We start from the raw sequence: 21,832 nt of genomic DNA, 5'->3' as shown, positions 1-21,832 counted from the left end.
TCGGGAACCCGCGCTCCCCTATTCGACCAGCGTCGCGATATAGTCCAGCAGGGCCGGGCGCGCATTCTCCAGCCCGCGCGCCTGCACCCGTGCGATCAGCTCCGAGACCTCGTTCAGATTAGACCGCCGGATCAAGGACTTGACCGGACCAATTGAGGCTGGTCGCATCGAGAGTGCAGAGATTCCGATCCCCGCCAGCGCCAGTGCATCCGTGGGCCGCCCGGCATCTTCGCCGCAGAAGGACAGCGCGGTTTCCGAGGCATGGCAGCGATCCACCACAACCTGCAGAAATGTCAGAAAACTGACATTCAGCGTATCATAGCGCCGCCGCACCAACTCGTTCTCGCGATCCGCCGCGAAGAAAAACTGCTTCAGATCATTGCCGCCGATCGAGATGAAATCGACCTCTTTGAAAAATGCATCCGGCGCATAGGCAAGCGAGGGCGTCTCCAGCATCGCGCCCACGCGCAGAACCTCGGGCAGCTTATGCCCCAGCCGGTCCTCGCGCTCGACCTCGCGCATCAGAATGTCGCGCGCGCGGGTGAACTCGCTCGCCGTCGCCACCAGCGGGAACATCACCGACAGGGGCCGCCCCTGCGCCGCCCGGATCAGCGCCTGCACCTGCATGCGCAGCACGCCCTTCTTGTCCAGCCCCACCCGCAGCGCGCGCCAGCCCATGGCCGGGTTCGGCTCGTCGGGCCGCTTCATATAGGGCATCACCTTGTCCGAGCCGATATCCAGCGTGCGGAAATGCACATCCTTGCCCTTGGCCGCATCCAGCACGCGCGCGTAATTCGCCACCAGTTCCGAGCGTTTCGGCATATTCTCGCGCGCCAGAAACTGCAATTCGGTGCGAAACAACCCCACGGCCTCGGCGCCAGAAGTCGGCAAGGAGGGCAGATCCGCCATCAGCCCCGCATTCATCTTCAGCCGGATCCGCGTGCCGCAACGCGCCTGCGCAGGCTTGTCGCGCAAGACTGCATAGCGTTCCTGCGCCTTGGCCTGCATCGCCATCTTGTCGCGAAAGGCCGTTGTCACACTGTCATCAGGGCGCAGATGCACCTGACCTTCGGTGCCATCGACCAGAATATGATCGCCTGTCAGCGCCTCGGTGGTGATGCGCGGCACATTGATCACCAGCGGAATCGCCAGCGCGCGCGCCACGATGGTCGCATGCGAGCCCACCGCCCCCTCTTCCAGCACCACCCCGCGCAACCGGCGGCCATATTCCAGCAATTCGCCCGGCCCGATATTGCGTGCGACCAGAATCGGCCGGTCGGGCATCTCGGCCCCGGTATGATTGCCCTGTCCGGTCAGAATGCGCAGCAGGCGGTTGGACAGGTCATCCAGATCATGCAGCCGGTCGCGCAGGTAAGCGTCGGGCACTGTCTCCAGCCGGGCGCGGGCGGTGGATTGCTCCTTCTCGACCGCCGCTTCGGCAGAGAGGCCCAGCCGGATATCCTCTTCCATCCGCTTCATCCAGCCGCGCGAATGGGCAAACATCCGGTAGGTCTGCAACACCTCCTGATGCTCCTTGTCGCGCGACCCCGCCGTGACCAGCAACTGGTCGATCGAGACCTTGAGTTGCGCCACCGCATCTTCCAGCCGCTTCAATTCGGCGCGGCTGTCATCATTCACCAGTCGCGTGATCACCACGCGCGGCTCATGCAGCCAGACATGGCCCTCGGCCTCGCCCTCCTGCGCCGTGACTCCGCGCAGCAGCAGCGGGTTCTTATGCGTCGCGGCGAAACTGGTGCCCTCGCCGACGAACACGCCCAGTTCGGTCATCTCGGCGATGACCATCGCCACCACTTCCAGCCCGTAAATCTCGTCATCGGAATAGAGCCGCGGCTCTTTCGCCTGCACCACCAGCACGCCCAGCCGCTCGCCCAGCCGCTGGATCGGCACCCCCAGAAACGAAGTGAACACCTCTTCCCCGGTCTCTGGCATATAGCGAAAGCCCGGCTCGGCCGGGGCATTGGCGGTGTTCAGCGGCCGCGCCAGCCGCGCCACCTTGCCCACCAGCCCCTCGCCCAGACGCAGCCGGGTGACATGCACGGATTCGGGCCGCAGCCCCTCGGTCGCGCACAGCTCCAGCGTCTCGGGATCGCGCAGCAGATAGATCGAGCAGACATCGACGCCCATCGAATCGGAAATGATCGTCGTGATCCGGTCCAGCCGCTCCTGACCGGGCTGCGAGACCGACATTTCATCGCGCAGCCGACGCAGCAGCTTCCGACTGTCCGTTTCCGTTCTCTGGGGCATGGCCCCTCCGATGCTGATGCGGGCCTGCCTCAGCCCGCCTTGTCCAGTTCAAACGCATCATGAAGCGCCTGAACCGCCAGTTCCATATATTTTCTGTCGATCAGCACCGAAATCTTGATTTCCGAGGTCGCGATGACCTTGATATTGACGCCTTCTTCAGCAAGTGCGCGGAACATCCGCGCCGCGACCCCGGCATGCGAGCGCATCCCGATCCCCACGACCGAGACCTTGGCTGCATCCGTGTCGATTTCCAGCTTGTCATAGCTGATCTGGCCCGCCTCGCGCGCGGTTTCCAGCGCCTTCCTCGCGCGCGCCACCTGATCGACCGGGCAGGAAAAAGTCATATCGGTCACGGGCTTCTCATGCCCCTGATAATTCTTCTCCGAAATATTCTGCACGATCATGTCCACATTCACCCCCGCTTCCGACAGCGGCCCGAAGATCGCGGCGGCAATGCCGGGGCGGTCCTCGACGGTGATAAGGGTCAGCTTCGCTTCCTCGCGGCTATAGGCCACGCCCGAGACGACTTTCGATTCCATGATCTCATCCTCATCACAGACCAGAGTTCCAGATGTTTCGTCCGTATCATCAAATGATGACAGGACCCGCAGCCGCACCTTGTAGCGCATCGCCAGTTCCACCGAGCGCGTCTGCAGAACTTTCGCCCCCAGCGATGCCAGTTCCAGCATCTCCTCGAAACTGATCTTGTCAAGCTTGCGCGCTTTCGAGGTGATGCGCGGATCGGTGGTATAGATCCCGTCCACATCGGTATAGATATCGCAGCGCTCCGCCTCGAAAGCCGCCGCGAATGCCACCGCCGTCGTGTCCGAGCCACCGCGCCCCAGCGTGGTGATCCGCCCCTCGGCGCTCACCCCCTGAAAGCCCGCGATCACCGCGACCCGGAACCCTTCAGCAAATTTCGCGTCGATATTGGCGCGCGGGATATCCATGAACCGCGCCGCGCCATGCTGGCTCGTGGTCATGATCGGCACCTGCCAGCCCTGCCAGGACCGCGCCGGCACCTCCATCTCCTGCAGCGTCAGCGCCATCAGCCCGGCGGTCACATTCTCGCCGGAACTGACCACCGCATCATATTCGCGCGCATCATAAAGCGGCGAGGTCTCATTGACCCAGCCCACCAGTTCATTGGTCTTGCCCGACATGGCCGAGACGATGACGATCACATCATAGCCCCGCTCGACCTCCGCGCGCACCTTTTCGGCGGCATTGCGGATGCGCTCCAGATTGGCGACCGAGGTGCCGCCGAATTTCATCACCAGAAGCGGCATGGGCCGACCCCTTCCCCCAGAGAGTTTTCGCGCCACTCTTTATGCGCGCGAGGGCTTGCGCGCAAGGTGGCGCAGGCCCGGCGCAGCGCCTGCGCGCGGTTTTTGTCGCAGCGCGGCGGCGGGGGGAAGCTGTCGGGGGCAGGGGGCGTTTCGCGGGAAGAACCGGCGGTCGGGACGGTTCCCGCAGCGGCGCGTATAGCACGCCTTGCTGCCGCAGGGGGGGCAGGTGAGCGTCTGCGAAGTGGGGCTTTGCGGACAGGTGACGGTAAGCGAAAGCCGCGCAGCGCCCGACCGCGGGTGGGCGCTCCCACAGTGAAGGTGGGCAGTTTATGCTGCGGCATACTCCGACGGTTTTCGAGTGCGCGACAGCGAGAAGCGCCCGCCCGGGGGGCGGTCGGGCGCTGCGCGGCGGCCTGCGGCCTTGATTCCGCGCGGGGGCATAACCTCTGACCGTCCGCCATGCGCTCCCAGCCGACCCAGCGCACCGATGTCTCACCCTCGCGCCCCCATACCGCCCGACCGCCGCACTGCCCATACCCCGCCACGGATCCCTCAGGGCGCATCGCCCATCAGATAGCGTGGGCCGCTTCCATTCCGGGCCGCGCGGTCCTGCGGGTTGTACAAGCCGCAGCGGTCCAGCGACAGACAGCCGCAGCCGATACAGCCGTCCAGCGTGTCGGACAGTTTCTGCAGCGCCGCGATCCGTGCCGCGATCTCGGCCCGAAACCCGGTCGCGATCTGCTCCCAGTCCCGCCGGTCCGGGGCGCGGTCAGTGGGCAGGGCGGTCAGATGCCGCGCGATTTCCGCCAGTGGAAAGCCCAGCCGCTGCGCGATCATGGCAAAGGACAGCCGCCGCAGGTCGGATCGCCCGTAGCGCCGGTGCCCGCCCTGATTGCGCAGGGGCTGCACGATACCATGAGTCTCGTAGAAGCGGATGGCCGACACGGCGAGGCCGGAGCGCGCGGCCAGTTCCCCGATGGCAATGCCCTGACGCATGGCAATTTTCTCCTTGACCTAAAGTTAACTTGAGAAATTACACAAGGGAGTATCGAAAGCAAGCCCGGCCGGACTGCCCCAAAGCCGGGTCCAGACAGGAGGTAGAGATGGCGCGTTTGGAACATGTGAACATCACCGTGGCCGACCCCGATGCAGCGGCAGCAGAGCTCTGCAGTTTGTTCGACTGGAAAATCCGCTGGTCCGGGCCGGGCATGACAACGGGCCGAACCGTCCATGTGGGCGAAGAGGCCAGCTATCTGGCGCTCTTCACCTTTGGCAACCCCGATGAGTTGCATCAGGAAACCTACCGCACGCGCGGCGGGCTGAACCATATCGCAATCGTGGTCGATGACCTCGATGCGACCGAAGCGCGGGTCAGGGCCGCCGGATACACGCCCGGAGAGGTCCATGACTACGAGCCGGGGCGCCGGTTCTACTTTGTCGAGGCCAATGGCATCGAGATCGAAGTGGTGGAATATCCATAACAGGCGGCACCATTCAGATCGAGCAAGCGCAGGCCCCCCAGCGCTGCCCGATCTCGCAGCCCCTTGCGCCGGTCCCGCCTTTGCGGCATGCATCTTCACCGTGATTTAACCGCCGCCCTGTTTACTTCCACAGGGCTTGCCCCGTAAGATCGGTGCCATGATCAAATTCTCGCTGCGCTGCATTCAGGGCCATGCATTCGAGAGCTGGTTCCAGTCGGGACCGGCCTTTGACGGGCTGCGCGAACGCGGCCTTGTGACCTGCCCGAGCTGCGGCAGCAGCGAGGTGTCGAAGGCGCTCATGGCCCCCTCTGTCAGCCCGGCGCGCAAGGCCCCCACGCCCGAGATGCGGGAAAAACTCGCCGCCCTGCGCGCCGAGATCGAGGCCAATACCGATTATGTCGGCGAGCGTTTCGCCGAGGAAGCCCGCGCCATGTATCTGGGCGACATCCCCGACCGCCCGATCCATGGCGAGGCGCGGCTCGAAGACGCGAAAGCGCTGCTCGAAGACGGCATCCCGGTCCTCCCCTTGCCCTTCCTGCCCAGCCGCAAGGCCAATTAGCCCGCGCCTCGCCGCAAAAACCTCCGGGGCGCCGAGGGGCGGCGCCCCCGGGCCGCCCACAAACCGAGAGCGCCCCCCGCAACGCGCCCCTCCGCCCGCACGGGCCTTCAAGACCCCGCGCCCCCGGCCCCCTTCCGGCCCATATGCAGGCATCATCCTGCTCCAAATACTCCGGGGGCGACGGGGGCAGCGCCCCAATCCCGCCTACAGTTCCAACGCCTCGCCCGAAACGCAGACCAGCGCGCGCCCGCGCATCGTCACGAGCACGCGCCCCCAGACCCCCCGCCCGCAACGGCCCGGCCCAGACGCAAGCTTCATCTTGCTCCAAATACTCCGAGGGGCGGCGCCCCCGGACCCGCCCACAAACCGAGAGCGCCCCCCCCAACGCGCGCCACCGCCCGCGCTTCCTTGAAGACCCCGCGCCACCAGCCCCCTTTGGGCCCATATGCAGGCATCATCCTGCTCCAAATACTCCGGGGGCGACGGGGGCAGCGCCCCAATCCCGCCTACAGTTCCAACGCCTCGCCCGACACATGGACCACCGCGTCTCCCGCGCATCGCCAAGGTTACGCGCCCCCAGACCCCCCGGCACTCCGCCCGCAACGGCTCGGCCCAGACGCGGGTCTCATCTTGCCCAAAATACTCCGGGGGTTGCCGCAGGCGACGCCACAGGCGACGGGGCAGCGCCCCCAAAACCCCGCTCACAAGCCCAACACCTCCCCCGACACATTCACCACCGCCCCGCCTGCCGCCCGCGCATCCGCCAGATCATGCGTCACCAGCACCACCGGCAGCCCCCGCGCGCGGGCGCGGGCAAAGACAAATTCCCGCATCTGCGCGCGAAGCCCCGCATCGAGCTTCGCGAAAGGCTCGTCCAGCAACAACGCCCGCGGCTCCGACAGCAGCACCCGCATCAGGGCCACCCGCGCCCGCTGCCCGCCCGAAAGCGTCGCCGGATCGCGCCCGCCCATCCCCTCCAGCCCCGCCTCGCGCAGCGCCGCGTCAATCACGCCTGCGCGGTCCGCGACACCCCGCGCCAGCCCGAATCCCAGATTGCCCGCGACCGAGAGATGCGGAAACAACAGATCATCCTGAAACAGCATCCCCATGCGCCGCCGGTGCGGGGGCAGGGCGGTCACATCGCGCCCCTCCAGCCAGACCCGTCCGCGCATCGCAAACGCCCCCGGCAGCGCCCCCACCAATGCCGCCAGCAGCGTCGATTTCCCGCAGCCCGAGGGCCCCATCACGCTCAGCACCGCACCGGGCGCGATCTCGCGATCGAGCCGCACCATCACTGCGCCCGCGCGCGCAATCTCCAGCCTGTCGAGCCGCAAGCTCATCCGATCCGCATCCCCTGCCTGTGCCGGAACAGCCATGCGGGCAGCAGCAGTGCCAAAACGAAAACCGCCATCGGCAGCGCCATCTGCACCACGGCCCAGACCCCGATCAGCCGCCGGTTGCCCGACGCCGCCAGCGCCACGGCTTCCGTCGTCACCGTGCTGACCCGACCTGCGCCGATCAGCAGCGTCGGCAGATATTGCGCGACCGATGTGGCAAATCCCACCGCAAAAGCCACGCAAAGCGCCCGTGCCAGCATCGGCAGCCGCACCGCCCAGAGAACCCGCGCAGGCCCCGCCCCAAGCCCCGCCGCCACCAGCCCCGCGCGGCTGTCCCAGGCCCGCCAGGGATCGGCCAGCGCGAGAAAGACATATGGCAGCACAAAGACCAGATGCGCGCCCATCACTGCCCAGCGCGTCCCGTCCACCCCCAGAACCAGCGCGAATGTCGCCAGCCCCGGCAGAAAGGCGATCTGCGGCACGATCAGCGGCAGATAGATCAGCCCGGCACTGCGCCCCCGCGCCCCTGCCTGAAGCGCTGCGATGCATAAGGCCAGCGCAATCCCCGTCGCCCCCAGCGCGATCAGCGCGCTGTCCCACAAGCGCCGCTGCAGCGCCCCCATCTGCCCCGACCAGATGCGCAGGCTCAGGCTTTCGGGCAAAGCTGCGGGAAACTGCCAGAGCCCGGCAAAGGACCACAGCAGGAGCCCCGCCAGCCCCAGACCCACCGCGAGCCCGATCCCCAGCGCCGCCCCCGCGCCCAGCGGGCGCAGCACTGCATCCGCCCCCACACCCCGCGCGCCGCCTGCTGCCCAAACCGCGCCCCGGCGCGCGAGCGCACTCTCCCCCAGCCGCCACAGAACCAGCACCGCCACCACCAGCCCCAGTTGCAACAGCGCCGCCGCCGCTGCCTGAAACCGCATGCTAAGGTCCGGATGCGTCATCCATTCCAGTATCTGCACCGCCAGCACCTTTGGGCGCGTCGGCCCAAGGATCAGCGCCACATCCACCACCGACATGGAATAGGCCAGCACCGCATAGACCGGCAGGCGGATTTGCACATAGACGCGCGGCGCCACCGCTTTCATCCAGCCCATGACCCGTCCGTAACCCAAGGACCGCGCCACGAGCTGCGCGCGCAGACTGTCGCTCTGGGGCAGGGCGGCCAGCACCATCAGCAACAGAAACGGCACTTCCTTCACCACCAGCCCCGCCACCAGCGCCAGCCCCCAGGGATCATTCACGATCAGCAGATCCGGCGGGCGCTCCCAGCCCGTGGCCCAGGGCGAGAGCCCGCGCGCGATCCAGCCCGAAGGCGCGATCAGAAACGCAAGACCGAAAGCCGCCGCCGCATGGGGCAGCGACAAAAGCGGCGCCAAGGTCCGCGTGATCCACAGAAACGAGCGCGTGCCCTGCCATGCCGCGACGATCAAGAGCGTCAGCGCCAGCGAAATCCCCGTCGCCAGCAGCCCCGTCACCACGGAAAGCCGAACCGCCGCGCCCAGCCCCGGCCAGCCCAGCACCCCGCGCCAGGGCTCCAGCGACCACGCCACGCCCCCCAGCGCGGGCAGATAGCCAAAGGCCGGGCCGATCACCCCCGCCAGCCCCGCCAGAACCGGCAGCGCCAGCAGGGTCAGCGCCGCCCAGAGCCCCGCGCGGGCCAAGTCACTGCCCGGTGCCGTAGCGCGCCGCCCAATCCTCGGCGATGCGCGTCATCCAGCTTGGATGCGGCTCCAGAAGCCCCGTGCCCATCTCATCGGGCGCAAGCGTCGCAATCCCCAGATCCAGCGCCTCGAACCGCGCGCGATCTTCAGACGTCAGCAGGTCCATCCCCAGCACCGTCTGAAACCCCAGCACATCCGGATCCTGCGCCCGCGCCTGAATCTCCGGGTCCAGAATCAGATTGGCCAGCAAGAGCGCCCCCTCGATATTCGCCGCATTATAGGGGATCGAGAGATAGGAGGAATTGGCCAGCGTCCCTTCCTCGAACACGAAGGTCCGCACTGTATCCGGCAATTCCCCATCCGCAATCGCCGCAGAGGCCCGGCCGGGGTTGAAGGCAAAGCCGATATCGACCTCGCCATCCGCCAGAAGCTGCGCCAGCGCCGGTTCATTCGCGGGGTATGCACGGCCCCCCCGCCACAGATTGGGCGTGATCTCATCAAGGAATGCCCAGAGCGGCGCGGTCACCGCGTCATAATCCACATCCTCGACGGGCCCCAGCAGCACCGAGCTGTCCTCGACCACCCCGTAAAGCGCCTGTTTCAGAAAACTCGTGCCCAGAAAATCGGGCGGCTGCGGATAGGTGAACCGCCCCGGATTGTCGGCAATCCACCCGCGCAAGGCCGCGAGCGAACGCGGCGGTTCCGCCAGCCGCGCCGCATCATATTCAAACACCATCTGGAACATGGCCCATGGGCTGCCATAGCCCTCCACCGGCAGGGTGAAATCCACCAGAACCGCCGGGTTCGCCTCGGTATCGACCAGGGGCCAGTTGGGCAAGGCTTCCGCAAACGGGCCGAACAGCAGCCCCTGATCCTTCATCGAGGCAAAATTCGCCCCATTGATCCAGATCGCATCGACCGCGCCGCCCGCATCACGCCCCGCCTGCCGCTCGGAAATCACCCGCGTCACCGCATCCGCCGTATCGGCCAGCCGCACATGCTCCAGCGTGACCCCGTAGCGCGCCTGCAGATCCGCGCCGACCGAGGCAATGAAGGCATTGATCCGCGGATCGCCGCCCCAGGCATGCCAATAGACCGTCTGCCCCTGCGCGGCGGCTTCAATCGCGGGCCAGTCGGTCACATCCTGCGCGCCCGCGCCCATCGGGGGCAATGTCAGCGCCGCAAGGGCGGTTGTCAGTAGAATCCGATGCATATCGTGCTAAGTCCTTCACTGCTGCGTCTGTTCCCCATTCGACAATCAGGCGCAAAAGTTTCAAAGCGGATGAAATTTCTGCCGCCCCCGGACCGTAATGCGCCAGTACCCGATGTAAAGAGCAGATCCCCCATGCTTGACCGCCACCTGCGCCCCTTGATCGACCCGCCCTTGAACCGGCTTGGCGCCAGCGCCGCCCAATGGGGGCTGAGCGCCAATCAGGTCACGCTGATCGGGCTGGGTTTCGCGCTGGCCGCCGCTGGCGCGATCCTCGCGCAGCTCTGGTGGCTCGCGATCCTGCTGATCCTCGCCTCGCGGCTGGCCGACGGGCTTGACGGGGCAGTGGCGCGGGCGAGCCATGTCACCGATTTCGGCGGCTATCTCGATATCGTCTGCGATTATGTGTTCTATGCCGTGATCCCGCTTGCCTTCATCGCGCTCGACCCTGCCGCGCATGGCGTGGCGGGGGCGTTTCTGCTGCTCAGCTTCTATGTCAATGCAGGCTCGTTTCTGGGTTTTTCGGTGCTGGCCGAGAAGAAACAGATGCGCTCGGAGGCGCATGGCGTGAAATCGCTCTATTTCACCGGCGGCTTGCTCGAAGGCACCGAGACCATCGCCTTCTTCCTGCTCCTGTGCCTGCTGCCGGGCTGGTTCGCGGCCCTCGCATGGGGCTTCGGCGCGCTCTGCCTGATCACGGCTGGCGCGCGGGTGATACTGGCCGCGAAAGTGTTCCGGGACTGAGGGGGAGGGGAGGCTCGCCGGTGGCGTCGCTTCAGCGCGGCAGCTTTGCAGGAAGTTGACAAACGCAACCTGATTACCTATCTAATCTCATGAGGCGCAGACTCGTGTTGCCCTCATTCCGAGGCCCGCGCGCAAGCGCGGGTTTTCGTGTTTGTGGGGACTGCTTTGACCTACATTGCTTACTTGGATGAGTTCGGCCATATCGGCCCCTATATCAGCCGCAATGATCCCCGACACAACGATAGCCCGGTCTTTGGCCTTGCCGGGCTTGTGCTTCCGGTCGAGGAAGTTCGCAACTTCGGGACTTGGTTCTATCAGCGGAAATGTGAGCTGCTGAAGTTCGAGATTGACCAATCGGATATGCATCCATCCGTTTGGGAAAAGAAAGGCTCGGCTCTCTATACGGTCAGGAACGTCGAAACCTATCAGGAATTGCGTGGTTTCACCAATCGGCTTTTCAACAAGATCGGTACACTTGGCGGCTTCACCTTCTATGTGGGGCAGGGAAAGCGCGATAGTCCCGAGGTTCACGATTCAAATGCTCTCTATCGACATATACTGCGTGAAGCGATCAAACGTATTAACCAACACTGTGAGGAGGATTGCACCCCTTGCGAAAGATTTCTTCTGGCTCTCGACCAACACGACCAGCGATCGTCTCTCGTTACACAAGCAGCCATTGCGATGTATGGAACAGATCAGCGGCGGTGCCTTGTCGAGCCGCCTTTTCAGTTGGAAAGCCACCGCTATCAGACCATGCAGGCTGCCGACTGGATCGCGGGCATCGCGGGGCGCCTTGGTGCCTATTGGAAATCACCTGACGAATATGCTGAAAACGGGATCTTTGCGACTTACTTTGCCTCGCGACTGCACCGATGTTCGGTCCGAAGTGGCATCAGGGATTAACCGATGGTGTAGTCCCGTAGGATTTGCGCATATTTTCAGAAGCCTGTATCGGGCGGCAGCGGACCCTCAAGCCACCTGCATGAGCGAATAATTTCTTCGCAAACTTCCACACCACCCCCCTCACAACCCATGACGCGGCGCAGGCGCAATCGGCGCGCTCAGGCTTTCGGGCAGGGTCAGCCCCGCCACCTGTTCGGCAATCGGCTTCACCGACAGCGGATGCGTCGCCCCCGAGAATTGCGCCGGATCCCCCAGATCCTGCCAGCGCCCGTCATGATAGACCTCCAACGCGGCAAATTTCGCCTTGTAATCCATCTTCGGACTGCCCGGCACCCAATAGCCCAGATAGACATAGGGCAGCCCCACCTTCTCGGCCAAGGCGATCTGGTCAAGGATCATGTAGCTGCCCAGCGAATCCTCGGCCAGCGTCGGCTCGAAAAAGGAATAGACCAGGCTCAGCCCGTCATCGAGCACATCGGTCAGACAGACCGCGCGCAACTGGCGCTGCCCCGTCTCCTCGGGATGCACATATTCCAGCACCCGCGTGCGCACCGGGGTTTCCTCGATCATCGCGGCGAATTCGAACACATCCATATCCGCCATGCCGCCATCCGCGTGGCGCGCATCCAGATAGCGGCGGAACAGATCGAACTGATCCTCGGTCGCCCAGGCGCTTGTCACCTGCCGCTGCAGATGTCGGTTGCGCCGCAGGATCCGCCGCTGCGAGCGCGTGGCCACGAAATCCGCCACCCTTATCCGCGCCGAGAGACAGGCGCAGCAATCCGCACAAGACGGACGATAGAGCACATTCTGCGAGCGCCGGAACCCCTGTTTCGAGAGCGTGTCATTCATCGCCTCGGCCTGTTCGCCCTGCAGGGCTGTGAACAGCTTGCGCTCCATCCTTCCCGCAAGATAGGGGCAGGGCTGCGGGGCAGTCACATAAAACTGCGGAATCGTGGGCAGGCTATGGCGCATCAGGTCCACTCGTCAGACGGCAATGACGGCCAGAGTAGCAAGGCTTTTGCCCTTCGCCAAGCCTTTGAAACCGCCTTATTCCGGCGCGACCCGGTGCAGCATCGTCGTGCCCAGAACCGTGTCATGCAGCCCCTGCCGATAGGGGGTGACAAGGATCATCACCATGGAAGCGATCTGCGCCGGAAACACCATCCAGATCCCGGCATGAAAGGCCGAATAATAGAATGCCGTCAGCGCATCGGGCCCGCGCCCGTCCAGCCCGCGCCATTTCAGCGCCATCAGCATCATGCCGAAGGTCGCGCCATAGCGCGACAGCATCACCGTGCGATAGCCGATCGAGACCGCGGCAAACAGCACCGGCAGGAAAAACGCGCCGATAAACAGCGTCAGCACCAGCGCCGCCACTGTCAGCGCCAGCGTCACCACCAGATCAATCGCCCAGGCCGCAGAGCGCTTGAAGGGCACATCGGCATAGAATTCGGGCTGTAGCTCCGGGTCGGGCAGGCTCATTCCACAAAATCCGCAACTGTGGCAGTCGTCAGCGAGATAAGCACTTGCGGGTCGATTGAAAAGACATGGCGCGGCGTGCCCGCCGCTGCCCAGACCGTCGCGAATTCGGTCAGGCGCGGGTCCATCCAGATGGGCGAGGGGCTCAGATGCCCCACCGGCGCCACGCCGCCAATGGCAAAGCCCGTGGTCGCGCGCACCAGTTGACCATCCGCCCGCACCAGCGCCTCGCCTGCGAGCCTTGAGGCCTTCTCCGCGCAGACCCGGTTGCCGCCCGCGGTCAGAAACAGCCGCACCGCGCCGCTCTCTTCCCCGGCAAAGATGATCGACTTCACGATCTGATCGAGGTCACAGCCGCAGGCATGTGCCGCCTGCTCTGCCGTACGCGCCTCACCCGCCTCGAATGTTGTATCCGGCAGGCCCGCGTCACGCAGCGCCTGCCGGACTCGTTTCAGCGATTTGCTCATCAGTCCAGACTGTCCAATACTTCGCCCAGCGTGTTGATCAACTGATCAATATGGGCTTTCTCGATGATCAGCGGCGGCGACATGGCGATGATATCCCCGGTGGTGCGGATCATCACGCCCTTCTCATAGGCTTTGAGGAAGGCCGAAAACGCCCGCTGCGTCGGCGCGCCTGCAATCGGCTCAAGCTCCACCGCCCCGATCAGCCCCATATTGCGGATGTCGATCACATGGCGACGGTCTTTTAGCGAATGCACCGCCGCTTCCCAATAGGGCGCCAGTTCCGCCGCGCGCTCGAACAGCCCTTCCTCGCGATAGGTCTCCAGCGTCGCCAGCCCGGCGGCAGAGGCAATCGGACTGCCCGAATAGGTATAGCCATGGAACAGCTCGATCATATGCTCCGGCCCGGTCATGAAGGCGTCATGAATTTCCGGCGTCGTCAGCACCGCCCCCATGGGGATCACCCCATTGGTCAGCCCCTTGGCGCAGGTGATCATATCGGGCAGCACATCGAAATGCTGCGCCGCAAACGGGCTTCCCAACCGCCCGAAACCGGTAATCACCTCGTCAAAGATCAACAGGATCCCATGTTTCCGCGTGATCTCGCGCAGCCGCTGCAAATAGCCCTTGGGCGGGATCAGGACGCCCGTGGACCCGGCCACCGGCTCGACGATCACCGCCGCAATCGTATCGGCCCCGTGCAAAGCCACCATGCGTTCCAGATCATCGGCCAGATGCGCGCCATGCTCGGGCTGGCCCTTGGTCCACTGGTTTTCCGGGATATGCGTATGCGGCAGGTGATCGACGCCGACCAGCATCGCGCCGAAATGGCGGCGGTTATTGACAATCCCGCCCACCGAGATGCCGCCGAAATTCACCCCGTGATAGCCGCGTTCCCGCCCGATCAGCCGGGTCTTGCTGGCATTGCCACAGGCGCGGTGATAGGCAATCGCGATTTTCAGCGCGGTCTCGACCGATTCCGAGCCGGAATTGGTGAAAAACGCATGGTCAATCCCATCCGGGGCCAGATCCACCAGCCGGTTGGCCAGTTCAAACGCCTTGGGGTGCCCTATCTGAAAGGCCGGCGCATAATCCAGTTCCGCCGCCTGTTTCTGGATTGCCTCCACGATCTTCGGGCGCTTGTGACCGGCATTGCAGCACCACAGCCCCGCCGTGCCATCCAGCACCTGCCGCCCGTCCGAGGTGGTGTAGAACATCCCCTCCGCCTCGACCAGCAGACGCGGGGCCTGCTTGAACTGGCGATTGGCCGTAAACGGCATCCAGAAGGCACGCAGATCATTCGGGGTGGGGCGGTCAAGGGCCATGCGACGGACTCCGGTTGAATTTGATCAAATAACGCTATCAGATTCATCCCCCGTGACAAGGGGGGCAGAAACGCAGAAAGCCCCGGCGCAAGGGCCGGGGCTTTGCATCACGCTCAGAGCATCCGCCCCGGCAACCACAACACAAGCTGCGGGAAGAAAAACACGCACAGAACCGCCAGCATCTGTAGCAAGACGAAAGGAACCACCCCCTTGTAGATATCGACAATCGTCACCCCAGGCGGGGCCACCCCTTTCAGATAGAAGAGCGAGAATCCCACAGGCGGCGTCAGGAAACTGGTCTGCAACACCACCGCAAACAGCACGATGAACCAGATCTGATCGAAGCCCAGCAGCACCACCACCGGCGCGACCAGCGGCAGCATGATCAGCGAAATCTCCAGCCAGTCGAGGAAGAACCCGGCGAGGAAGGCGATGAACAGGATCGTCAGCACCACGCCCGAAGGGCCGAAGGGCAGGCCGCGCAGCGACTGGCTGATGAACTCATCCCCGCCAAGCTGACGCATCACCACCGCAAACATCGTCGCCCCAAGGAAGATCCCGAAGATGAAGGCCGTGGTCAGCGTGGTCTTCATCCCCACATCCTTCAGCACCGCCCAGGACAGCCGCCCATTCGCCGCCGCCAGCAATGTCGCGCCAAAGGCCCCCACGCCCGACGCCTCGGTCGGTGTCGCCAGCCCCATGAAGATCGAGCCCAGCACCGCCAGAATCAGCAGAAGCGGCGGCACCACCGCCAGCAGCGTGTCGAAGATCAGCCTGGCCGTGACAGGGGGCAGATCCTTGGGCGCCGGGGCCAGTGTTTTGAAGAAAGTCGCGGCCACCATGATATAGATGATGTAGAACACCCCCAGCATCAGCCCCGGGATCAGCGCGCCCATGAACAGATTGCCCACCGAGACCGACATCTGATCGGCCATGATGATCAGCATGATCGAGGGCGGGATCAGAATCCCCAGCGTCCCCGCCGAACAGACCACGCCCGAGGCGAAACCCTTGTTATAGCCCTGCTGCAACATGATCGGCATCGACAGAAGCGCCAGCAGCACCACGGACGCGCCGACAATCCCGGTCGAGGCCGCCAGCAGGATCCCGATCAGCACCACGCCCAGCGCCAGCCCGCCCCGGAACCGCCCGAAAAGCTGGATGAAATTCGACATCAGCTTTTCCGTCACGCCAGAGCGCTCCAGCATCAGCCCCATGAAGATGAACATCGGCAGCGCGACCAATATCCAGTTCGACATCTGCCCCCAGATGCGCTGCACGAAAATCCCGAAGATGCGCATATCGGTCAGGAAATACGTGTCCCAGCCGAACATGTCGAAGCCGTAGATGGCGATGAAGCTGAAGGCGATCGACACCCCCGCCAGCGCCCAGGCCACCGGGATCCCGGTGAAGATGAGCGCAATGAAGGAGACCAGCATCGCGATAACGAGGATTTCGTTGGTTTCCATCCCGTCTTTCCTGAAATTCACGCGGCTTGCGGCCCGCAGGCCACGGCGCGGCGTTGGTTACCTGACCGCCCGCGCACGGGGGAAATTGAAGAGAAAGGCCGTGACCCGCAAGAGCCGCGCGAAAGCGGCCAGCCCGATATAGGCGAAGGCCAGCACGATCACGCCCTTGATCATCCAGCGATTGGCCAGCCCGCCTGGCGCCGAGGACCGCTCGCCGCGATTGTACGACGCTTCTACAAAGGGAATTCCGTAGCTGATGATCAGCCAACACATCGGCAGGATGATGCAGACAATCGAGAACAACTCGATCCAGGCCCGCGGCGTGGGCCGGAAATTCGCGGCCAGCACATCGACGCGCACATGGGCATCATGCATCAGCGCATAGCCGATCCCGAACATGAAGCCCACGGCATACATGTGCCACTGCACTTCCTCGATCCAGATATAGTTCACGCCCAGCATGTAGCGCATGACCACATTGGACACGATGATCACCACCAGCACGATCCAGAGCGTGTTCAGCACGAAAGAGAGCGACCCCAGCACCGCCTCGATCATGTCCGAGGCCCATGTGCGCGGGAAATCCAGCCCGTGACTGCGCGCGCCCGCATCCTCGACCTTGTCGAGATCAATGTCGATCTGAGGAGGTAGCTGGCTCATGCGGCACATCCTTGCTTGTAAGGGGGCTGTTCTGAAAAGAGCCGCGCCCCGGCAAGGGCGCGGCGGGTCTTCTGTGGCGCGGAATTACTCGCCGATCCGGGTCTGCCAGTCGCGCGGCAGATAGCCCATCTCTTTCCAGGGGCGCAGTTCTTCCTGATAGGCCATCATCGAGCTATAGACCTTGCCGAACATCTCGTCCCGCTCGGACCATGCACCCAGCACCGTGATCGCGGCTTCGCGGAAGGCTGCAATCTGCTCATCCGTGTAGGTCCGCACATTGGTGCCCTGCTCCTGGAAGCGCTTGATCGCAGCACCCTGCAGCGCTTCGGCACGGGCGATGGAATAGGCATTGCCCGCCATGCAGGTGGTTTCAATCATGGCCTTGGTCTGGTCGCCCAGCCCGTTCCACACATCAAGGTTGATATACAGGAACTGGTTGGTCGAAGGCTGGTGCCAGCCCGGCAGATACAGGTAAGGTGCGACCTGATAGAAACCCAGCTGCTCATCCACGGTCGGCAGCGAGAATTCGGTCGCATCCAGCGTACCGGTTTCCAGCGCCTGATACAGTTCACCGCCCGGCATGATCGTCACCGACATGCCGAATTCCTGGAAGATTTCACCACCGACGCCCGCCGCGCGGAAGCGCAGACCCTGCAGATCTTCGGCAGTGTTCACCTCATTGCGGAACCAGCCAGCGGTTTCCGGGCTGATCGTGCCGCAGAGCACCGGATGCACATTGTAAGGATGGAAAGTCTCTTCCAGCAGTTCCTGTCCGCCGTGATGGGTCATCCATGCCAGAAATTCGATCGATTCCAGCCCAAAAGGCGTCGCGCCGAACAGGGCGGATGCAGGCACAGTGCCCCATTCATAGCCCATCCAGCTATAGCCAGCATCGATATTGCCTTCCGACACGTTCTCGAAGATCGAGAGCGCGGGAACCACAGCGCCCGGCTCTGCGGTACGCAGGTCGATTTCGCCGCCCGATACCGCGCGCAACTGGTCGGCCACCCAAGGCATCGTATCGCCAAGCGCGGTCAGGGTCGAGGCAAAGCTCATCGGCACCTGCCAGCGGATACGTTCTTGCGCGGTCGCGGCACCTGCCACAAGGCTGGCCGTCAGCGCGGTCGTGATCATCAATTTATTCATGAGTTCCTCCGGTTGTTGGACTTTCGTCCCTGCTATCCACCCATTCAGGGCGATATCCGTCAAGAGAAAAGCGCGGCGTTGGGTCACAAACTTGTGCGGCCTGTCCGGTGCAAATGGCGCGCGGCTCCTCCCCCTGCAGTGTTGGTAAAATGATTTTACCAATTCTGGCAAGATAAATTTTCATGATACCGCTAGCATGCCCGCAGCCATGATTTCGCCAGCGCCCCGAAGCGGCAGATTTTGCATTCTGGCTTAGGAAGTTGCGCCAATTGACGCGGCCCTGCGCGCAAGGCATGGTCTGGGCATGAGTTTCGCGCCCCTGACCCGTCTGCCCTTGCCCTATGACACCGAATCTGGTGCCGAGGCCCGCGCCGCCTTCCCCGACCTGCCCGCAGATCTCTCCGATCTGATCGCAGGGGCGGCCGGGTGCAGCCCCTATCTGCGCACCCTGATGACCCGCGAACAGGACTGGACCCGCGCCGCGCTCACCCGCGATCCGCAAGCCAGCATCGACGCTGAACTCGCCGCCCTCGATGACGTGCCGCTCGCCGATCTTTCCGCCCGCCTGCGTCAGGCCAAACGCCGCGTGGCGCTGCTGGCGGCGCTGGCCGATCTGGGCGGCGTCTGGTCACTTGATCAGGTCACAGGCGCGCTCAGTGATCTCGCCGACCGCGCGACCCACACCGCCCTGACTGCCCTGCTGACCGAAGAAATCCGCCGCAAGAAACTGCCCGGCATGACCCCCGAGGATGCCAAGACCGGCGCGGGCATGGTGGTGCTCGCCATGGGTAAGATGGGCGCGCGCGAACTCAACTATTCCTCCGATATCGACCTGATCTGCCTCTTTGACGAAACCCGCTTCTCGACCGACGACTATCACGACGCCCGCGCCGCCTTCATCCGCGTGACCCGCAAGCTTTGCGGGATGCTCTCGGATCACACTGCCGAGGGCTATGTCTTCCGCACCGATCTGCGCTTGCGCCCCGATCCCTCGGTGACGCCGGTCTGCCTCTCGATGGAAGCCGCCGAGCGCTATTATGAAAGCCTTGGCCGCACATGGGAACGCGCCGCCTATATCAAGGCCCGCCCCTGCGCCGGGGATCTGGCCGCAGGCTGGCGCTTTCTCGACACGCTGCGCCCCTTCGTCTGGCGCAGGCATCTCGATTTCGCCGCGATTCAGGACGCCCATGACATGCGCCTCAAGATCAAGGCGCATAAAGGGCTTGGCGGCACGCTCTCGCTCAATGGCCATGACCTCAAACTGGGGCAGGGCGGTATCCGCGAGATCGAATTCTTCACCCAGACCCGGCAGTTGATCGCCGGTGGCCGCGACCCCGATCTGCGCAGCCCGCGCACGGTGGACGGGCTCGCGGCGCTGGCCGCCAAGGGCTGGATCCCGGCAGATCTCGCCGAAAAACTGACCGCGCATTACATCCAGCACCGCGAGATCGAACACCGGCTGCAGATGGTGCAGGACGCCCAGACCCAGAAACTGCCCACCAGCCCCGAGGAATTCGACCGTCTCGCCCGTTTCACCGGCGAAGCCGAGACCAGCGCCTTCCGCCAGCGCCTGAAAGCGCGGCTGATGGAGGTGGCGCAGCTGACCGAAGGCTTCTTCGCCCCCGACGCCACCGCCACCGAAGAGCCCGACCTCTCGGAAACCGCGCAGGATCTGATCGCAGGCTGGCACAGCTATGCCGCACTCCGCTCCGGCCGCGCCAAGCAAATCTTCAAACGCGTCCGCCCGGTGATCCTGACGCGGTTGCAGGACGCCGCCGACCCCGAAGCCGCCCTTGTGCAATTCGACCGCTTTCTCGGCGGCCTCCCCGCCGGGGTGCAGCTTTTTTCACTATTCGAGGCCAATCCCCAGCTAATCGAGCTGATTGTTGACATCTGCGCAACAGCCCCGCGCCTCGCCGCCTATCTCTCGCGCAATGCCGCCGTCTTTGATGCGGTCATCGGCGGAGGGTTTTTCACCTCATGGCCCGGCACGGCAGAGCTGCAAAAAGACCTCGCCGACCGGCTGGCCATGCTCGACGATTACGAGCGCCAGCTTGACCTCGCCCGCGTCTGGGCACGCGAATGGCATTTCCGCGTCGGCGTGCATCACCTGCGCGGGCTGATCGACGCGTTCGAGGCCGGATCCGAATATGCCGCCCTTGCCGAAGCCACCCTCGGCGCGCTCTGGCCCGTGGTGGTGACGGAATTTTCGCGCAGGCACGGCCCGCCACCGGGGCGTGGGGCGGTGGTGCTGGGCATGGGCTCGCTCGGCGCGGGGCGGCTCAATGCGGCCTCGGATCTGGATCTGCTGATCATCTATGACGCAAAAACCGAGGATCAGTCCGACGGCCCCCGCCCGCTCGATGCGCGCAGCTATTACGCCCGCCTGACCAAGGCGTTCCTCAACGCCATCTCCGCCCCCACCGCCGAAGGCCGGCTCTACGAGGTGGATATGCGCCTGCGCCCCTCCGGGCGGCAAGGCCCGGTCGCGACCTCGATCACTGCGTTTGAGCAGTATCAGCAACACGAGGCCTGGACCTGGGAACATCTGGCCCTCACCCGCGCGCGCCGCGTCGCGGGTTCCCTGGCGCTGGGCGAGCGGATCGAACATTTCCGCCGCGCGCTTCTCATCGAAAAATCCACCGGCCAGAGTATCGCCCGCGACGTGGCCGATATGCGCGCGCGTCTGGCCGAAGCCAAACCCGCGCATGGGCTCTGGGATGCCAAGGCCGGGCCGGGGCGGCTGATGGATCTCGAACTCACCGCGCAATATTGCGCCCTGAAATCCGGCCACCACGCCCGCCGCCCCGAGCCGCAACTGCGCGCAGGCATCCGATCCGGCACGATCACGACGGATCAGGAAGCCGCGCTTCTGCGCGCCTACCGGCTGTGCTGGACGATGCAGGCCACCGGCCGCCTGCTCACGGACCGCATTTCCGATATTGCCGATCTCGGTCCGGGCGGGCAGAAGTTCATTCTGAGCTCCGCCGGGGCAGACAGCGCCGAGGCTTTGGCGAGAGCCCTGCAAACCGCCTGCGCCGAGGCCGATCAGATCATCACCACGCTGCTCGCAGCGCCAGACACAGAGGATAAGGATGCAGCCCAGCCATGACCCCAAGGGCCTGATCCGCGAAAGCTACCGGATCGAGGGCATTTCCGATGCCGAATGCCGCTCGATCCTGATCGACTGGGCGCTCAGCCTGCCGAACGGGCAGGATCCGCGCGCGGCGTTGCAACATCTGCTCGACCAATACGGGGGCGACAGCGGCCATCCGATGACCGCGCTTTTGCAAGAGGGGCTCGCCGCCCCCGGACCCGCGCGCCGGGGCAGGCGGCGCTGATGCAGGCCGATGTCGAACTGGACGCGATCGGGCTTCTCTGCCCGCTGCCGGTGCTGAAAGCGCGCAAGCGGCTGAAATCCATGGCACCGGGGCAGGTGCTCTGCCTGCTGGCCAGTGATCCTGCCGCCGTGGTCGATGTGCCGCATTTCTGCGCGGAATCGGGCCATACGCTTCTCGACAGCGAAACCCGCGGGACGGCAACGGCCTATTACATCCGCCGCGCCTGACATTTTCTTGCCCCAAATACTCAAAGCGGGCGGGCGCATCCTTGCCGTAGGGTGCGTGGGAACCACGCACCTTACCCCTGCGGCCTGGCTCCGCGCTCCCGTGTCCCGCAGCGTGTCGGCCAAGCCGGACCGAGCGGGCGCCCGCCACCGCTTTGAGGAGACATCGCGCGCGTCCTCCCCGGCATGGCGGGCGGGGAACGGTCTTTCGCGGCGCCCCTGCAGCGGGTCGGACCCCCTGCCTGTGAACAACAACGCAGGGACGC

Annotated in this window: 20 protein-coding genes; 7 read left to right on the top strand and 13 right to left on the bottom strand. The window is 64.5% G+C overall.

The genetic code is table 11. The annotated features are described in order from the left end of the window. Positions 1–18 precede the first annotated feature (18 nt). From ptsP to soxR, 3 genes are all read right to left on the bottom strand, one after another. Positions 19–2,265: a phosphoenolpyruvate--protein phosphotransferase gene (ptsP, locus tag BG457_RS04055; protein ID WP_071795714.1), complete on the bottom strand. Its 2,247-nt coding sequence runs from the start codon at positions 2,263–2,265 to the stop codon at positions 19–21. A 29-nt stretch (positions 2,266–2,294) separates the two neighbouring features. Continuing rightward, complete coding sequence (locus tag BG457_RS04050; RefSeq protein WP_071795713.1) at positions 2,295–3,554, bottom strand: aspartate kinase; 1,260 nt, start codon at positions 3,552–3,554, stop codon at positions 2,295–2,297. A 552-nt stretch (positions 3,555–4,106) separates the two neighbouring features. Beyond that, positions 4,107–4,550, bottom strand: coding sequence for a redox-sensitive transcriptional activator SoxR (gene soxR / locus BG457_RS04045; protein ID WP_071795712.1), 444 nt, complete (start codon positions 4,548–4,550; stop codon positions 4,107–4,109). A gap of 107 nt (positions 4,551–4,657) precedes the next feature. Between soxR and BG457_RS04040 the strand changes: the two genes are divergently transcribed. Then, on the top strand, positions 4,658–5,035 hold the full coding sequence (locus tag BG457_RS04040; protein ID WP_071795711.1) for a VOC family protein: 378 nt from the start codon (positions 4,658–4,660) through the stop codon (positions 5,033–5,035). Between the two features lie 157 nt (positions 5,036–5,192). Then, positions 5,193–5,594, top strand: a complete 402-nt coding sequence (locus BG457_RS04035) for a DUF1178 family protein (RefSeq protein WP_071795710.1) — start codon at positions 5,193–5,195, stop codon at positions 5,592–5,594. Positions 5,595–6,295: 701 nt separating this feature from the next. Here BG457_RS04035 and BG457_RS04030 read toward each other — a convergent pair. The 3 genes from BG457_RS04030 to BG457_RS04020 are packed head-to-tail and all read right to left on the bottom strand — an operon-like array spanning position 6,296 to position 9,808. Beyond that, complete coding sequence (locus tag BG457_RS04030; protein WP_071795709.1) at positions 6,296–6,934, bottom strand: ATP-binding cassette domain-containing protein; 639 nt, start codon at positions 6,932–6,934, stop codon at positions 6,296–6,298. Then, on the bottom strand, positions 6,931–8,595 hold the full coding sequence (locus BG457_RS04025) for an ABC transporter permease (protein ID WP_071795708.1): 1,665 nt from the start codon (positions 8,593–8,595) through the stop codon (positions 6,931–6,933). Before BG457_RS04025 ends, BG457_RS04030 begins: the two co-directional genes overlap by 4 nt. A 1-nt stretch (position 8,596) precedes the next feature. Next, entirely contained in the window at positions 8,597–9,808 is a 1,212-nt protein-coding gene (locus BG457_RS04020; RefSeq protein ID WP_071795707.1) for an ABC transporter substrate-binding protein, read from the bottom strand. 132 nt (positions 9,809–9,940) lie between these two features. Between BG457_RS04020 and BG457_RS04015 the strand changes: the two genes are divergently transcribed. Then, complete coding sequence (locus BG457_RS04015; RefSeq protein WP_071795706.1) at positions 9,941–10,549, top strand: CDP-alcohol phosphatidyltransferase family protein; 609 nt, start codon at positions 9,941–9,943, stop codon at positions 10,547–10,549. 165 nt (positions 10,550–10,714) lie between these two features. Next, a complete protein-coding gene (locus BG457_RS04010) occupies positions 10,715–11,455 on the top strand; it encodes a DUF3800 domain-containing protein (protein ID WP_245770922.1) in 741 nt (246 codons plus the stop codon). Between the two features lie 120 nt (positions 11,456–11,575). Here BG457_RS04010 and BG457_RS04005 read toward each other — a convergent pair whose 3' ends face one another. The 7 genes from BG457_RS04005 to BG457_RS03975 form a co-directional block, all read right to left on the bottom strand. Next, positions 11,576–12,430: an arginyltransferase gene (locus tag BG457_RS04005; protein ID WP_071795704.1), complete on the bottom strand. Its 855-nt coding sequence runs from the start codon at positions 12,428–12,430 to the stop codon at positions 11,576–11,578. 75 nt (positions 12,431–12,505) lie between these two features. Beyond that, positions 12,506–12,940, bottom strand: coding sequence for an RDD family protein (locus BG457_RS04000; protein ID WP_071795703.1), 435 nt, complete (start codon positions 12,938–12,940; stop codon positions 12,506–12,508). Further along, a complete protein-coding gene (locus tag BG457_RS03995; protein WP_071795702.1) occupies positions 12,937–13,404 on the bottom strand; it encodes a YbaK/EbsC family protein in 468 nt (155 codons plus the stop codon). Before BG457_RS03995 ends, BG457_RS04000 begins: the two co-directional genes overlap by 4 nt. Continuing rightward, positions 13,404–14,726, bottom strand: coding sequence for an omega-aminotransferase AptA (gene aptA, locus BG457_RS03990; RefSeq protein ID WP_071795701.1), 1,323 nt, complete (start codon positions 14,724–14,726; stop codon positions 13,404–13,406). Before aptA ends, BG457_RS03995 begins: the two co-directional genes overlap by 1 nt. Before the next feature lie 113 nt (positions 14,727–14,839). Further along, positions 14,840–16,195, bottom strand: coding sequence for a TRAP transporter large permease (locus tag BG457_RS03985; RefSeq protein ID WP_071795700.1), 1,356 nt, complete (start codon positions 16,193–16,195; stop codon positions 14,840–14,842). Positions 16,196–16,252: 57 nt separating this feature from the next. After that, the gene (locus BG457_RS03980; RefSeq protein ID WP_071795699.1) at positions 16,253–16,855 is read right to left on the bottom strand and encodes a TRAP transporter small permease subunit; all 603 of its coding nucleotides are present in this window, start codon (positions 16,853–16,855) and stop codon (positions 16,253–16,255) included. A gap of 84 nt (positions 16,856–16,939) precedes the next feature. Continuing rightward, a complete protein-coding gene (locus BG457_RS03975) occupies positions 16,940–18,001 on the bottom strand; it encodes a TRAP transporter substrate-binding protein (RefSeq protein WP_071795698.1) in 1,062 nt (353 codons plus the stop codon). A 304-nt stretch (positions 18,002–18,305) separates the two neighbouring features. On the opposite strand from BG457_RS03975, the gene BG457_RS03970 reads away from it, so the two are divergent. The 3 genes from BG457_RS03970 to BG457_RS03960 are packed head-to-tail and all read left to right on the top strand — an operon-like array spanning position 18,306 to position 21,569. After that, complete coding sequence (locus tag BG457_RS03970; protein ID WP_071795697.1) at positions 18,306–21,113, top strand: bifunctional [glutamate--ammonia ligase]-adenylyl-L-tyrosine phosphorylase/[glutamate--ammonia-ligase] adenylyltransferase; 2,808 nt, start codon at positions 18,306–18,308, stop codon at positions 21,111–21,113. Then, positions 21,097–21,342, top strand: a complete 246-nt coding sequence (locus tag BG457_RS03965; protein ID WP_071795696.1) for a hypothetical protein — start codon at positions 21,097–21,099, stop codon at positions 21,340–21,342. Before BG457_RS03970 ends, BG457_RS03965 begins: the two co-directional genes overlap by 17 nt. After that, a complete protein-coding gene (locus BG457_RS03960) occupies positions 21,342–21,569 on the top strand; it encodes a sulfurtransferase TusA family protein (RefSeq protein WP_071795695.1) in 228 nt (75 codons plus the stop codon). Before BG457_RS03965 ends, BG457_RS03960 begins: the two co-directional genes overlap by 1 nt. Positions 21,570–21,832: the final 263 nt, after the last annotated feature.

The organism is Natronohydrobacter thiooxidans, assembly GCF_001884735.1.
Lineage (GTDB): Bacteria > Pseudomonadota > Alphaproteobacteria > Rhodobacterales > Rhodobacteraceae > Roseinatronobacter > Roseinatronobacter thiooxidans_A.
This window is presented reverse-complemented; position numbering and strand designations above follow the sequence as displayed.

What these genes read in the sequence shown, in the direction of transcription:
- BG457_RS04020 (WP_071795707.1), bottom strand. Translation starts at nt 9,808, where the DNA reads ATGCATCGGATTCTACTGACAACCGCCCTTGCGGCGCTGACATTGCCC.
- soxR (WP_071795712.1), bottom strand. Translation starts at nt 4,550, where the DNA reads ATGCGTCAGGGCATTGCCATCGGGGAACTGGCCGCGCGCTCCGGCCTC.
- BG457_RS04030 (WP_071795709.1), bottom strand. Translation starts at nt 6,934, where the DNA reads ATGAGCTTGCGGCTCGACAGGCTGGAGATTGCGCGCGCGGGCGCAGTG.
- BG457_RS03995 (WP_071795702.1), bottom strand. Translation starts at nt 13,404, where the DNA reads ATGAGCAAATCGCTGAAACGAGTCCGGCAGGCGCTGCGTGACGCGGGC.
- BG457_RS04050 (WP_071795713.1), bottom strand. Translation starts at nt 3,554, where the DNA reads ATGCCGCTTCTGGTGATGAAATTCGGCGGCACCTCGGTCGCCAATCTG.
- BG457_RS03975 (WP_071795698.1), bottom strand. Translation starts at nt 18,001, where the DNA reads ATGAATAAATTGATGATCACGACCGCGCTGACGGCCAGCCTTGTGGCA.
- BG457_RS03960 (WP_071795695.1), top strand. Translation starts at nt 21,342, where the DNA reads ATGCAGGCCGATGTCGAACTGGACGCGATCGGGCTTCTCTGCCCGCTG.
- BG457_RS04035 (WP_071795710.1), top strand. Translation starts at nt 5,193, where the DNA reads ATGATCAAATTCTCGCTGCGCTGCATTCAGGGCCATGCATTCGAGAGC.
- BG457_RS04005 (WP_071795704.1), bottom strand. Translation starts at nt 12,430, where the DNA reads ATGCGCCATAGCCTGCCCACGATTCCGCAGTTTTATGTGACTGCCCCG.
- BG457_RS04000 (WP_071795703.1), bottom strand. Translation starts at nt 12,940, where the DNA reads ATGAGCCTGCCCGACCCGGAGCTACAGCCCGAATTCTATGCCGATGTG.
- BG457_RS03965 (WP_071795696.1), top strand. Translation starts at nt 21,097, where the DNA reads ATGCAGCCCAGCCATGACCCCAAGGGCCTGATCCGCGAAAGCTACCGG.
- BG457_RS03980 (WP_071795699.1), bottom strand. Translation starts at nt 16,855, where the DNA reads ATGAGCCAGCTACCTCCTCAGATCGACATTGATCTCGACAAGGTCGAG.
- BG457_RS03970 (WP_071795697.1), top strand. Translation starts at nt 18,306, where the DNA reads ATGAGTTTCGCGCCCCTGACCCGTCTGCCCTTGCCCTATGACACCGAA.
- BG457_RS04015 (WP_071795706.1), top strand. Translation starts at nt 9,941, where the DNA reads ATGCTTGACCGCCACCTGCGCCCCTTGATCGACCCGCCCTTGAACCGG.
- BG457_RS03985 (WP_071795700.1), bottom strand. Translation starts at nt 16,195, where the DNA reads ATGGAAACCAACGAAATCCTCGTTATCGCGATGCTGGTCTCCTTCATT.
- aptA (WP_071795701.1), bottom strand. Translation starts at nt 14,726, where the DNA reads ATGGCCCTTGACCGCCCCACCCCGAATGATCTGCGTGCCTTCTGGATG.
- ptsP (WP_071795714.1), bottom strand. Translation starts at nt 2,265, where the DNA reads ATGCCCCAGAGAACGGAAACGGACAGTCGGAAGCTGCTGCGTCGGCTG.
- BG457_RS04040 (WP_071795711.1), top strand. Translation starts at nt 4,658, where the DNA reads ATGGCGCGTTTGGAACATGTGAACATCACCGTGGCCGACCCCGATGCA.